The organism is Pseudomonas sp. 15C, assembly GCF_055484735.1.
Map to the genome: position 1 here is coordinate 1 of NZ_JBUDGD010000091.1, position 13,261 is coordinate 13,261.

A 13,261-nucleotide genomic window follows, 5' to 3' on the forward strand; every position below is an offset into this window, starting at 1 on the left:
AATCGACTTGAACTTGCAGATCGTGACGGCAGGTAAGAAGATCTAAAACCGTCCACCATGTCTCCGAACATGTGTCTACCATGTCTCCGGTACATACACCCGGAGGGAGAGGGGACTGATTCGGGGGTATTCAGGAATTACGTCAACCTGAGAGTCATGTACCGAATCCATAATCAGCTCGGTCTTTCGGATCGACATAAAACGCGAGACAACTCGGTCGGCTCCCTCTCCCTCTGGGAGAGGGCTGGGCGGGCGGCGTTCCGATGAGGGGCTCTTTGATCTTCAATCACGCCCTTTGATGGTCTGGCTACGCTGTCCGTTCACCCCGACCGGCACCTCGCCCTTCAGGGTGACACGACGCACCACCCGATCATGGGTGCCGTAATCATCAATCGCATAATGCTGCGTCGAGCGGTTGTCCCAGATCGCCACATCACCGGCCTTCCAGCGCCAGCGCACGGTATTTTCCTGACGGATCACATGGCTTTGCAACAGCCCGAACAGGTGCGCCGAGTCCGCCTGCGAGTAACCCTTGATGCGTTTGACGAAATGCCCCAGCAGCAGGCTCTTCTCACCGCTGATCGGATGCACCCGGACGACCGGGTGTTCGGTTTCGTACACCGTCGAGGTGAAGACCTTGCGGTAGCGCTCAAGCTTCTCCGCCGAAACGTCCGGCTTGGCGCTGGCGTAGTCGTATTCATTGCTGTGCACGGCGATCAGTTTGTCGGCCAGTTCACGCAGCTCGATCGGCAAGCCGTTGTACGCTGTGGCGGTGTTGGCCCACAGCGTGTCGCCACCGAATGCCGGGGCCACCACCGAGCGCAGGATCGAGGCTTTCGGGTAGGCATCGACGAAGGTCACGTCAGTGTGCCAGGAGTTGGCGCGCTGACCTTCGGCGCCGTCCAGTTCGAGCAGATAGCGGGTGCCTTCGCGCGACGGCACGGTCGGGTGCGCCACCGGTTCGCCGAGCAAATGCGCGAAGGCTTCCTGACGCTGATCATCAAGCTGAGTCTGTTCGCGGAAGAACACCACCTTGTACTCGACCAGTGCCTGCTGGATGGCTTCGACCGTGGCGGCGTCCAGCTCACCGGACAGGTGCACGCCACGGATCTCGGCGCCGATACGACCGGCCACCGGGTGAATTTCCAGCGCGTGGACAGCGGGTTTTACAGCGAGTGCGGCATTGCTCATGGGTATACCCTCATCGACTGTTTACGGTTGGCGGCAGCGAAACAACGCTCTATCCATATGCTATTTACATCTAACAGATATCAGCATGCTTCATTGACGGAATAAGAGCTTGCATTTAAAACCTCAGGCAACCCTCGTCGCAAATGCCTTCGAGCTATTTTTAGGATGCCGGAAAAGCATATGGACCTTCGCCAGTTGCGCTACTTCATCGCCCTCAACGAACACCGCAGTTTTGTCCGTGCGGCAGACGCAATGGGCATCACGCAACCGGCGTTCAGCCGCAGCATCCAAGGGCTGGAGCAGGAGTTCGGCTGTGTGCTGGTGGACCGCGGCAACAAGGATCTGCGCCCCACTCCCGAAGGCCAGGTGGTGCTGCAGCACGCTCTGAGCCTGGTGCAAGGCGCGGCGCTGCTCAGTGCCGAAGTGACGCAGATGACCAAGCTCGATGCCGGCGAAGTGCACTTCGGTTGCGGCCCGGCGCCGGCGGTGAAACTGGTGCCGGATGCCGTGGCGCAGTTCATTAATGCCCACCCGAAAGTGCGCACCTGTTTCCAGGTGGACAACTGGGAAAAACTCAGCCGCGCGCTGAGCCGCGAGGAGATCGAATTCTTCATCGCCGACATTCGTCATTTCGAGTCCGACCCGAACTTTCAGACCCAGGCGCTGACGCCCAAACGCGGGGTGTTTTTCTGCCGTCCGGGGCATCCGTTGCTGGCCAAGGAAAGCCTGTCGACCAACGACATGTTCGACTATCCGCTGGCGACCACGCTGATCCCGCCGGGGATTCGCAAACTGTTGGCCAACCTCAGCGGTCGCACCGATTTTTCCCCGACCATCGAGACCGAGCATTTCCCGGCGCTGGTCAAAGTGGTGCTGCAATCAAATGCGATCGGCGTGGGCACCGAGGAGGCGTTTGTCGAGGACATCGCCAAGGGTTCGCTGGTGCTGCTGCACTGGCGGAATTTGCCGCAGAACCTGGAGAGCATGAACGCGCGCTGCGGCATCGTCAGCCGCACCGGGTTTCGCCTGTCGCCGGCGGCCAGGGCGATGATCGAGACGCTGGTGGCGGTGGATCGACAGGAACATCGCGTCGCTGTTTAGGGCACTATCGCGAGCAGGCTCACTCCTACAGGGAAACGCATTCCAAATGTAGGAGTGAGCCTGCTCGCGATGGCGTCGCACCAAACGCTAGAGGATCAGAGCTTGGCCGCCGCCAGTTCAGGCGCCACCCAATCGCTGACCTTGAACGGCTTGCGAATCAGCTTCTGCTGCGCCGCCAGGTCCACCGAATCCTGCAGTTTGCCGAGGAACACCGGGTCAAGCGTCGACTGGAACACTTCACTCAAATTCTGATCCTGAAGATCCTGGGTGAGGATCACTGGCGGGTAACTGGCCAGCCCCGACACCAGTTGCACATAAGCGCCCTTGTTGCCGTCTTCGCTCAGCCAGTCAAAAGCTTGCTGCTGCGCCTTGAGCAGTTTCGCCACCACCTCGGGGTGCGCGTCGACAAACTTTGCCGTGCCCAGCAGCACCGCCTGCACACTCCCGGCCCCTCCCAGATCCTTGGTATTGAGCGGCAACTCCGCCAGGCCTTTGGCTTGCAGAGCCGATAGCGCGGAACTGCCCCATGAAGCATCGATCTGCCTGGCCGCCAGTGCTGCGACCGCCGCGTTGAAGTCCAGGTTGATGACCTTCAAATCCTTTTCGCTCAAGCCCTGACTGGCCAGCGCCGCGTCGAAGGAAAGCTGTGTCGCGGTGCCACGGAAGATCGCCACCCGTTTGCCCTTGAGGTCCTGCAGGGTCTTGATCCCCGATCCCGGCACCACGCCCAGATACTGCTTGACCCCACGTGCGGTGGCGCTGAGCAGGCGGGTGTCCAGCCCGTTGGACTTGCCGATGATTGCCGCCAGATCGCCCAGATACGCCAGATCGACCTGACCGTTGGCGAACGCTTCATTGATCACCGGCCCTGCGCCTTTGAAAAAGCTCCACTGAATCTTGATGCCTTGTTCAGCAAAGGCCTTTTCGAAGATCTGCTGATCGCGCAGCACATCGACCACGCCGCCGCCACTGTGCTGGGTGCCGGCGCTCAGGTCAGGCACGGCAATGCGGATTTCCTTCAGCTCATCCGCATGGGCGCTGAACGCCAGCAGGCCAGCCAGCGCAGGAACGGCGAACAGACTGAAAACTCGTTTAAAGGGAAGGTTCATGGGTGCAGCTCCTTGATCGCAACTGGGCATTGAGGAGCCGAAAGTAGGCCGAAGCAGGACCTGCGCTTAAATACTATAAATGCACATTTTTATAGCTTTACGAGCTAAGCGAACGCGGCTGAGGCTTGCAGAGGCGTATGCGTTGGCAGCATCGAAAATATTCTTCGAATGCATTGGATGCGTATGTGCTGGAGGCCTTAAATGGTCTGGCTTATCTCTAGATAGCATTGATTCGCTATTTGTTAGATCAATTTTGCATACGGTCCGTCTGCATCCGACAACGGAGGTCAACCATGGCCCGACACTCCCTGCTCAGCCTGCCGCTGCCGGCGCCACCGCTCAAGCGCCAACCGATCTGGCCAAGCCTCAACCAGCGAGTTTTGCCATGGCTGCTGCCGCTCGCTCTGTTCGCGCTGTGGTGGCTAGCCGCACGCAACGCCTGGATGAGCGAGCAGATTTTGCCGGCGCCTTCGCTGGTCTGGAACAGCGCCGTCGAACTGGCGCAAGGCGAGCTCTGGAGCCACCTGTGGATCAGCCTGCAGCGCTTGTTCTGGGGCCTGCTCGCAGGAATTTCAGCAGGCGCCGTACTGGGCGCTGCGCTGGGTTTCAGCCAACGGCTGGAGCGGTTGATCCTGCCAACCTTCGCCGGACTGGCGCAGGTGCCGACACTGGCCTGGATTCCCTTGTTCATGGTGTTTTTCGGCATTGGCGAAGTGCTGAAACTGGTGGTGCTGATCAAAGCGATCGTGGTGCCGGTGACCTTGCACACGCTGGTCGGGGTGCGCGATGCGCAACCGAAGCTGCGTGAAGCGGCAGCGGTACTGCGCCTGCCGCCACACCTTTTAATCCGCCGCCTGGTCCTGCCCGCCGCCCTGCCCGTGTTCATGGCAGGTGTACGTCTGGCACTGGCCGCCGGGTGGACCTCGCTGCTGGCCGTCGAACTGCTGGCTTCCAGCGAAGGCATCGGCTACCTGATGGTCTGGGCGCGGCAGTTGTTCATGCTCGACATCGTGTTCGTGTGCATCGTGGTCATCGGTTTGATTGGCGTAGCCATGGACCGCGGCATCGGTCTGCTCGATCGCAAACTGGTGCATTGGCCGCATCCAGCGACTGCCGAAATTCGTCGCGGCCCGCGTTATCAAGGCTGGCAGCGACTGCAACCGTGGCTGCTGCCGCTGAGCTTGCTGGCGCTGTGGCAATTGGCGGTCGATCAGCAGTGGGTCGATGCCAACATTCTGGTCAGCCCGCTGGCCGTGCTGTTAACCGCGTGGGAAGGTCTGCGCGACGGAACATTGAGCAGCGGCCTGGCCCTGAGCCTCGGACGCACAGTCGGAGGATTACTGCTCGGCGGCGGGCTCGGTTTCGCCCTCGGCTTGCTGCTGGGTCTGTCGCGCACCAGCGAACGCTTGCTCGGCCCGACGCTGGCGGCGATCCGGCAAATTGCGATTTTCGCCTGGGTGCCGCTGCTCACCGCGTGGTTCGGCCTCGGTGAGTTGGCCAAGTGGGTCTTCGTCGCTGTCGCCGCGTTCTTTCCGTTGTTCATCGCCACGCAACGCAGCGTCGCCAACCTTTCGCCGCAACTCAACGAAGCCGCGCAGGTGCTGCGCCTGAGCCTCGGCCAACGCCTGCGCCGCCTGGTGCTGCCGGGGGCTGCGCCGAGCATTTTCGCCGGCCTCAGGCTGAGCCTGATCTACGCCTGGCTCGGCACCATCGGCGCCGAATACTTCATGCCGTCCAACGGCGGCATCGGCAGCCAGATGATCGGCGCACAGCAACTGTTGCGCATGGACCTGATCATGGCCGGCATGCTCTTGGTCGGCCTCACCGGCGCCATGCTCAACCTGATCGGCCAACGCCTGGAAATTCGCGCGACCCGCTGGAGACACGCATGAACGCACCGATTGTAAGCTTCACCCACGTAGGCAAATCCTTCGACGTGGACGGCTTCGAACTGGAAGCCATTCACGAATTCAACCTGGACATCGCCGAGGGCGAATTCGTCGCCATCGTCGGTTCAAGCGGCTGTGGCAAATCGACCTTGCTGCGCTTGCTGGTAGGACTCGATACGCAGTTTCGCGGGCAGATCAGCGTAGATGGCCAGACCGTCAAGGGCATCGGCAGCGAACGCGGCATTGTCTTTCAGGAGCACCGTTTGTTTCCCTGGCTGAGCGTCGCCGACAACGTCGGTCTGGGCCTGGTCAACGAGCCGCTGAGCGCCGCGCAAAAGCAACAGCGGATCAACGATTTCATCGATCTGGTCGGCCTGCGTGACTTCACCCGCGCCTATCCGCACCAGTTGTCCGGCGGCATGGCCCAGCGTGTGGCGATCGCCCGCGGACTGGTTGCCAGCCCACGGATTCTGCTGCTCGACGAACCCTTCGGCGCCCTCGACGCACTGACCCGCCAGCAGATGCAGGACGAGCTGTTGGCGATCCGCGAACGCGCAAAAATCACCACGATTCTGGTCACCCATGACGTCGAGGAAGCGATCTTCCTCGCTGATCGTGTGGTGGTGATGGAACCGCGTCCCGGGCGTATCAAGCAAGTGGTCGACATTGCCCTGGCGCACCCGCGCCAGCGCAGCAGTTTCGATTTCCATCAATTGCGTGAAGAACTGCTGCACGAGCTGACCAGTGATGACCTTTACCAACCGAGCGTGCCGGTGCAGATCCGCGATCTGCCGCTGACGTTCATTGCCTGCTGAACAGGAGTTTCGCGATGCCGCAACGTCCCAACTTTCTGGTGATTCTGGCCGACGATCTAGGCTTCTCCGACATCGGTGCGTTCGGCGGCGAAATCGCCACGCCGAACCTCGATGCGCTGGCGAACAACGGCCTGCGCCTGACCGACTTTCACACCGCACCGACCTGCTCGCCGACCCGCTCGATGCTGCTCACCGGCACCGATCACCACATCGCCGGCATCGGCACCATGGCCGAAGCGCTGACGCCCGAACTGATCGGCAAACCGGGTTACGAAGGCTATCTCAACGACCGCGTGGTGGCGCTGCCGGAATTGCTGCGCGAGGCCGGTTATCAAACCCTGATGAGCGGCAAGTGGCACCTGGGTCTGACGGCCGAACTGGCGCCGCATGCACGTGGTTTCGAGCGCTCGTTTTCACTCTTGCCGGGGGCGGCCAACCACTATGGTTTCGAGCCGACCTACGATGAGCAAACACCGGGCCTGTTGAAATCCACCCCGGCGCTGTACATCGAAAACGATCAATTCATCGACGAATTGCCCAAGGATTTCTATTCCTCCGATGCCTTCGGCGACAAGCTGCTGCAGTACCTCAAGGAGCGCGACCAGACCCGACCGTTCTTCGCTTACCTGCCATTCTCAGCCCCGCACTGGCCGCTGCAGGCGCCTGCCGACATCGTCAAGAAATACCGCGGCCGCTACGACGCCGGTCCCGAAGTGCTGCGCCTCGAGCGTCTGGAAAAACTCAAGGCCCTCGGCCTGATCGAAGCGGATGTCGAGCCACATCCGCTGATCCAGCTCAGCGCGCAGTGGGACGCGTTGAGCGACGAGCAGAAGCAGATTTCCGCACGGGCCATGGAGGTCTACGCGGCGATGATCGAGCGCATGGACTGGAACATCGGACGCGTCGTCGATTACCTGCGCCAGCAGGGCCAGCTCGACAATACGTTCATTCTGTTCATGTCCGACAACGGTGCCGAAGGCGCGCTGCTCGAAGCGTTCCCCAAGTTCGGCCCGGAACTGATGACTTACCTGAACCAGCATTACGACAACAGCCTCGATAACATCGGCCGCGCCAACTCCTACGTCTGGTACGGGCCGAACTGGGCGCAGGTGGCGACCGCGCCGTCGCGACTGTTCAAGGCCTTCACCACCGAGGGCGGCATTCGTGTGCCGGCGCTGTTGCACTATCCGCAACTGGCGCTCAGAGGACAGATCAGCCACGGCTTCGGCACGGTGATGGACATCACTCCGACGATTCTGGACCTGGCAGGCGTGAGGCATCCGGGCAAACAGTGGAAAGGCAAAGCGGTCGCGCCGTTGCGTGGCAAATCATGGCTGGGCTTTTTGTCCGGCGAGACCGCGCAGGTGCACGACGAGCACACGGTGACGGGTTGGGAACTGTTCGGGCGTCGGGCGATTCGGCAAGGATCGTGGAAAGCGGTCTGGATTCCTGGGCCGGTGGGGCCAGCGACGTGGCAGCTCTATGATTTGCGCAGTGATCCGGGAGAGATTCATGATCTGGCGCTGAGCCAGCCGGGCAAGCTCGCTGAATTGATCGGGCATTGGCAGCGGTATGTGGAGGAGACCGGGGTGATCCTGAGTGCTTCGCCGTTTCAGCCGGATTGATGTGACCTGCACTATCGCCATCGCGAGCAGGCTCGCTCCCACATTTGAAATGCGTTTCCCTGTGGGAGCGAGCCTGCTCGCGATGAGGCCTTGGCAGTCGATCGTTAAGCTTGAGCCGTACGCACCTCTTTCTGCGCAACGGCATCCCGGCGCACAAACCGGTTCGCCCGCCCAAACGTACCGAAATCATTGAACCGCACCCCCATCTCGCGCATCACTTTGTGCGCCACCGGCACGGTCATCTGGCGGATGTAAAAAGGTTCCTTGACCACAAAATGATGAATCCCGTGGCTGCTGCCGAAGTTGAAGCAGAACGCCTGTAACGGCCACAGCCACCACGGGTTCAGCACCTGACATTGCTGCAGCACATTGCCCGGCTCGACGTCGCCGTAGTAATGCATGTTCGAACTGATGAAGTGCAGGCAAAACGTGCGCAGCACATTCGGGCCGATGATCACCACCACGGCAATATCAATCACCTGCATCACCGCCAGTGTATTGGCTGACCAGTCGATCGGCGCGCCCAGCAGAGAGGCAACGCCGTTCGCTGCGTGGAAACCTAAAAACACATACCACGCGCCCCAGTGCAGCAGCGCCAGCGGCGCGTAGACCTTGAACACGCGCTTGAGAATGCCGAGCTTGTGCGCCCAGGTTTTGGCCCGCAGCAAGCGGATGAAGGCTGACATCATGTTGTCGCCGACCATCAACAGCCGCGCAAAGCCCCATGGCTCGCCGTTGGTGATGGCGCGCTCTTCCATGTCGGCTTCGGTGCCGGAGACCTTGTGATGATTAAGGTGCAACTGGCGCCGAATCCACGGATTGATCGTGCTCGGCCGCGCCAGCCACACCAGGCCCATCATCAGGTTGTGCGGCACGCGCTGTTTGCGAAAGTACATGCTGTGGATCAGGTCGTGTTCCAGCTCATGGGTCAGCGAGGCAAAAAACGCATTGAGCAACAGGCACGCCCACCACGCCATGTGACCACTGATATACAGCGCTGCCGAGCCGATCATGCCGACCAAAGCAAACGCCAGAATCCCTGCGCCCAACGCGTCCTGATGCTGAAGAATCGGGTAGCGCTCGCGCAGCTCCACACCTTTGGCCAACACCACCTCGCGAATATGCGCTGATCGCTGCGCCGCATTGAGCCGCTGGGGGCTTGCAGAAGTACCGTCCATGCTTCCATCCTCGGGTCTAAGATGTGTCAATCGTGCCTTGCCGGGGCGCCAATCGCGCTAGCCAAGAACGCCAACCTGTTGACCGGACGCGCCAATCAGCATGAAGGAACCGACCTCCCTCGCCAGCTGGACCCGCGCCCTGCGCAAGCAACTCGATGCGCTGGGGCTGGACAGCATCGCCCTGTGCCGACAGGCCGGGCTCGACCCTAGCATGATGGACGATCCTAACGCGCGCTATCCGTTGTCCGGCACCACTCGCCTGTGGACGCTCGCGGTGCAGGCCAGCGGTGACCCGGCGCTGGGCTTGCGTGTGTCGCGTTTCGTCAGCCCCACCACGTTTCACGCGCTCGGCTATGCGCTTGTCGCCAGCGGCAGCTTGCGCGAAGTGTTCGAACGCATCGTGCGCTATCACCCGGTGGTCAGCGATGCGCTGGAACTTCAGCTGAGCCGCAGCGACGATCGCTATCAATTCCGTTTGAAAGTCCCTGTGGGCAACCCGGCGCCGGCCTTCGAAGCCATCGACGCCTTCACCGCGATCTACGTGCGCACCTGCCGCAATCGCCTTGGCCGTGATTACGCACCGCTGGCGGTTTATCTGCGCCGCCCTGAACCGACCGATGCGCAGCAATGGCACAAAGTCTTCCGCGCGCCGGTGCATTTCGGCTGCGCGGAGGATCGCCTGGAATTCGCCCTCGCCGACTTCGACAGCCACCTCGACGACGCAAACCCGGAACTGGCCGAACACAACGAAGCGGTGCTCAAGCGCACCCTGGCCCAGTTGCAACCGTTGACCTGGGAACGCAAGGTGCGCGACGCCATCGAAGAGCAATTGCCCGAAGGCGAACCCAGCGCCGAGCGCATCGCCCAGGCTTTGCACCTGAGCTTGCGCAGCCTGCAACGGCATCTGGCCGATGAGGGCTGCCGCTTCGACACCCTGCTCAACGAAAGCCGCGAAAACCTCGCGCTGCTGCACCTGCGCGACCCGCAATGTTCGTTGAGCGAAGTGAGTTATCTGCTCGGCTTCGCCGACACCAGCAGCTTCAGCCGCGCCTTCAAACGCTGGACAGGGATGACGCCGGGACAGTTTCGTGATCAGTTGCGCTGATCCGAAATCATCATTGTGTGACCCAGCGCCTTCGCGAACAGGCTCGCTCCCACAGGGAAACGCATTCAACTGTAGGAGCGAGCCTGCTCGCGAAGAGGCCGTCAGACCACCACAAATCCCAGCTCAAAAACAGTGCCGTTGGCACCACTACTCACCCGCACCCGCCCCCCATGCAATTGCATGACCGACTGCACGATCGCCAACCCCAACCCACCCGAATCCCCCGGTTCCGCCCGTGAGGGATCGACGCGGTAGAAGCGGTCGAACAGTTTGCCCAGATGCTCGGGCGCGATGACGGGGCCGTGATTATGCACTTGCAGCCAGCATCGGCCCGGCTCGTCGCGGCGGCGCAGGCTGATAACGGTGCCGGGGTCGGCATGGCGCACGGCGTTGGCCAGCAGGTTGCCGAGCGCCCGTTGCAGCAATTGCTGATCGGCGAGCAGTTCGCCGTGCAGTTGGTTGTCCAGGCGCAGGTCGCGATCGTCTGCCAGGGCTTCGAAGTAATCACACAGTTCATCGCCGACGCTGTGCAGATCCAGCGTTTGCAAATTGAGCGCGCGCTCGGCCTGTTCGGCGCGGGCGAGGAACATCAGGTTCTCGGCCATGCGTTTGAGCCGTTCGAACTCTTCCATGTTCGAGGCCAGTACTTCCTGATATTCCGCCGAGCTGCGCGGGTGATTCAACGCCTGGCCGTTGCTCGCCAGCAAGGTGTGCAGCGGCGTACGGATTTCGTGGGCGAGGTCGGCGGAGAACTGCGACAGGCGCTGCACGCTGTCGTCCAGCCGCGCGAGCATGCCGTTGAGCGCCTGTACCGGTTCGCGCAGCTCTGTCGGTGTGCCCTCGGCGGGCAGGCGTTGATCAAGGCTGCGCAGATCGATGCCGCGCACCGCTGCGCTCAACTGGCGCAACGGTCGCAGGCCACGGCGCAACAGCAACAGGCCAAGAGCAAAAGCGAGCAACGCGCCGAGGCCGACGGAGAGATACAGGCGCAGGCGATAACTGCTCAGCATCTGTTCACGCTCGCTCAGCACCTTGCCGGCGATTACAGTCAGTGGTTCACCGTTCGGGCCCTGCGCCTGACCGGACAACAGCGCCACTTCGGCACCATCGGCGGCCTGCCATGTCAGCACGTCGCGACGTTGCGGCATCTGCTCGCGGGCAATCGCCTCCAAGCGGGGCAGCTCGCGCTGACGCGGGTTGATGGTGATCACGCTGGAGCCATTCGCGCGGCGCACCAGCAGCAGGCTGTCGAGATTGCCGAGCATGTTCTGATACAGCCGCGGCCGCGCTTGCAGGGCATCAAGGCTGTCACTGTCGGCGAGCAAGGCGCGCACCTGTTCCAGGCGACCCAGCAGGGCCATGTCGTCACGGAAGGCCAGTTCCGAGGCCAGCGAGCGGTAAAGAAAAACGCCAATCGCGCTCAGCACCAACGCACAGACAATGGCGAAGGCCAAGGCCAGACGCCAGGCGATCGACTTACTCCACATCGTCCGGCGCTTCCAGTTGATAACCGACGCCGCGCACGGTGTGAATCAGTTTAGGCATATACGGATCATCGACCTTCGAGCGCAGCCGGCGCACGGCAACCTCGACCATGTTGGTGTCACTGTCGAAATTCAGGTTCCACACCTGCGAGGCGATCAGCGTGCGCGACAACACTTCGCCCTGGCGGCTGGCGAGCAATTGCAGCAGGGCGAATTCCTTGTTGGTCAGGGCAATGCGCTGACCACCACGACTGACCCGGCGGCGCAGCACATCGATTTCCAGATCGGCGATCTGGTAAGACTCAGCCTCGCGCATCGGCCCCCGGCGCAGCAAGGTACGCACCCGCGCGAGCAGTTCGGCGAAGGCGAAGGGTTTGAGCAGGTAATCGTCGGCACCCAGTTCGAGACCGCGCACGCGATCTTCAATGGCGTCCTTGGCCGTGAGAAACAACACGGGAGTGGCGCCGCGCTGGCGGATCAGTTGCAGCAATTGCCAGCCGTTGAGCCCGGGCAGCATCACGTCGAGGATGATCAGGTCGTATTCCTGCTGCTCGATAAAATAGCGGCCATCGAGGCCATTGAGCGCCACGTCGACGGCAAAACCCGACTCGCCCAGACCCTTGGCGAGGAAATTCGCAGTCTTGGCTTCGTCTTCTACAACCAGCAAACGCATGGCACACCTCGTTCATTAAGGCACACAGGCTAGGCGTCTTCGGCGGCGTTGCCCATTACAAACTTGTAATTTAACTGACGAGGTTCTGACGAGGACCGGCCGTTAAGGTGACGACCTTCGCTTCTGGAGCTTGTTCATGACCGTCAAATACCTCGTTGCAAGCCTGATGATCGGCCTGAGTGGCGTCGCTGTCGCCAGCCCGGAATTGCCACGCCACGCCGACCTCGATCTGAAAACCGCGCGCTGGCTCGCTGACAAGGCGATGAGCACCTGCACCGGCACAGTCTCGGTGCACGATCGTGGCGGCAACCTGCTGGTAACCCTGCGCGGCGATGGCATCGGCCCGCACAACACCGCCGCCAGCCAGCGCAAGGCCTACACCGCGCTGTCGACCAGGACGCCGACGCGACTGTTCGCCGAACGCGCCCGCAGCCACCCGGAAACCGCCAACCTCAACACCCTCGACGAATTGCTGTTACTGGGCGGCGGCATTCCGCTGTTCGCCGGCAGCGAATTGGTCGGCGCCATGGGCGTGGCCGGTTCCGGCGGTGGCGAGCAGGACGAGAACTGCGCCGTCACGGCCGCCGACAAGGCCGGCTTGACCATCACCCCTTCCCACTAAGGAGAACCACCATGACCACCCTGCGCATGACCCTCGCCGCCCTTGGCCTGAGCGCTGTTTCGAGCCTGGCGCTGGCCGCCGGCAACCCGTTGAGCGTGCACGTGCTCAACCTGGAAAACGGCCTGCCCTCGCCGGGCATCAACGTCTCGCTGGAAAAGCATGTCGGCGCGGACTGGCAACCGCTGGCGCAAGGCACCACCAACGAACAGGGACGAATCGCCGAATTGTTCCCGGCCAAGCAGCCCTTTGAGCCAGGTGAATACCGCGTGGTGTTCAAGACCGGCGAGTACTACAAGAAGATCAAGCACGACACGTTCTTCCCGGAAATCCCGGTGATCTTCGAAGTGAAGCAGACCGACCAGCATTACCACATCCCGCTGCTGCTCAGCCCGTATGGTTTCTCGACCTATCGCGGTTCGTAATCCCAACGCCAATCCCCCCCTGTAGGAGTGAGCCTGCTCGCGATAGC

12 protein-coding genes are annotated in these 13,261 nt (G+C 61.7%); 7 read left to right on the forward strand and 5 right to left on the reverse strand.

Going from position 1 to position 13,261, the window contains the following annotated elements; all coding sequences use genetic code 11:
* Positions 1-282: 282 nt before the first annotated feature.
* On the reverse strand, positions 283-1,191 hold the full coding sequence (locus ACYYKW_RS25495) for a TauD/TfdA dioxygenase family protein (protein WP_464991485.1): 909 nt from the start codon (positions 1,189-1,191) through the stop codon (positions 283-285).
* Between the two features lie 180 nt (positions 1,192-1,371).
* Between ACYYKW_RS25495 and ACYYKW_RS25500 the strand changes: the two genes are divergently transcribed.
* A complete protein-coding gene (locus ACYYKW_RS25500) occupies positions 1,372-2,292 on the forward strand; it encodes a LysR family transcriptional regulator (RefSeq protein ID WP_203420272.1) in 921 nt (306 codons plus the stop codon).
* A gap of 95 nt (positions 2,293-2,387) precedes the next feature.
* On the opposite strand, the gene ACYYKW_RS25505 is transcribed toward ACYYKW_RS25500, so the two are convergent.
* Positions 2,388-3,401 (reverse strand): ABC transporter substrate-binding protein, encoded by a 1,014-nt coding sequence (locus tag ACYYKW_RS25505; protein ID WP_093095875.1) that lies wholly within the window; start codon positions 3,399-3,401, stop codon positions 2,388-2,390.
* 293 nt (positions 3,402-3,694) lie between these two features.
* On the opposite strand from ACYYKW_RS25505, the gene ACYYKW_RS25510 reads away from it, so the two are divergent.
* Genes ACYYKW_RS25510 through ACYYKW_RS25520 form a run of 3 tightly spaced genes read left to right on the forward strand, consistent with a single transcriptional unit; the run spans position 3,695 to position 7,730 of the window.
* Complete coding sequence (locus ACYYKW_RS25510; RefSeq protein WP_464991486.1) at positions 3,695-5,293, forward strand: ABC transporter permease; 1,599 nt, start codon at positions 3,695-3,697, stop codon at positions 5,291-5,293.
* Positions 5,290-6,105 (forward strand): ABC transporter ATP-binding protein, encoded by an 816-nt coding sequence (locus tag ACYYKW_RS25515; protein ID WP_464991487.1) that lies wholly within the window; start codon positions 5,290-5,292, stop codon positions 6,103-6,105. Before ACYYKW_RS25510 ends, ACYYKW_RS25515 begins: the two co-directional genes overlap by 4 nt.
* Positions 6,106-6,119: 14 nt before the next feature.
* Complete coding sequence (locus ACYYKW_RS25520) at positions 6,120-7,730, forward strand: arylsulfatase (RefSeq protein WP_464991488.1); 1,611 nt, start codon at positions 6,120-6,122, stop codon at positions 7,728-7,730.
* Positions 7,731-7,834: 104 nt separating this feature from the next.
* Here ACYYKW_RS25520 and ACYYKW_RS25525 read toward each other — a convergent pair whose 3' ends face one another.
* Positions 7,835-8,908, reverse strand: coding sequence for a fatty acid desaturase (locus ACYYKW_RS25525; protein ID WP_464991489.1), 1,074 nt, complete (start codon positions 8,906-8,908; stop codon positions 7,835-7,837).
* Positions 8,909-9,008: 100 nt separating this feature from the next.
* Here ACYYKW_RS25525 and ACYYKW_RS25530 point away from each other — a divergent pair, with 100 nt between their 5' ends.
* Positions 9,009-10,013 (forward strand): AraC family transcriptional regulator, encoded by a 1,005-nt coding sequence (locus ACYYKW_RS25530; protein ID WP_093095898.1) that lies wholly within the window; start codon positions 9,009-9,011, stop codon positions 10,011-10,013.
* Between the two features lie 101 nt (positions 10,014-10,114).
* Here ACYYKW_RS25530 and ACYYKW_RS25535 read toward each other — a convergent pair whose 3' ends face one another.
* Both ACYYKW_RS25535 and ACYYKW_RS25540 read right to left on the reverse strand, forming a co-directional pair.
* Positions 10,115-11,500, reverse strand: coding sequence for a heavy metal sensor histidine kinase (locus ACYYKW_RS25535; RefSeq protein WP_464991490.1), 1,386 nt, complete (start codon positions 11,498-11,500; stop codon positions 10,115-10,117).
* On the reverse strand, positions 11,490-12,170 hold the full coding sequence (locus ACYYKW_RS25540) for a heavy metal response regulator transcription factor (protein ID WP_090288178.1): 681 nt from the start codon (positions 12,168-12,170) through the stop codon (positions 11,490-11,492). The genes ACYYKW_RS25535 and ACYYKW_RS25540 overlap by 11 nt, the downstream gene beginning before the upstream one ends.
* Positions 12,171-12,306: 136 nt before the next feature.
* Here ACYYKW_RS25540 and ACYYKW_RS25545 point away from each other — a divergent pair, with 136 nt between their 5' ends.
* Together ACYYKW_RS25545 and uraH are read left to right on the forward strand one after the other, a co-directional pair.
* Positions 12,307-12,792, forward strand: coding sequence for a GlcG/HbpS family heme-binding protein (locus tag ACYYKW_RS25545; protein WP_464991491.1), 486 nt, complete (start codon positions 12,307-12,309; stop codon positions 12,790-12,792).
* Positions 12,793-12,803: 11 nt separating this feature from the next.
* Positions 12,804-13,214: a hydroxyisourate hydrolase gene (uraH, locus tag ACYYKW_RS25550; protein WP_464991492.1), complete on the forward strand. Its 411-nt coding sequence runs from the start codon at positions 12,804-12,806 to the stop codon at positions 13,212-13,214.
* Positions 13,215-13,261: the final 47 nt, after the last annotated feature.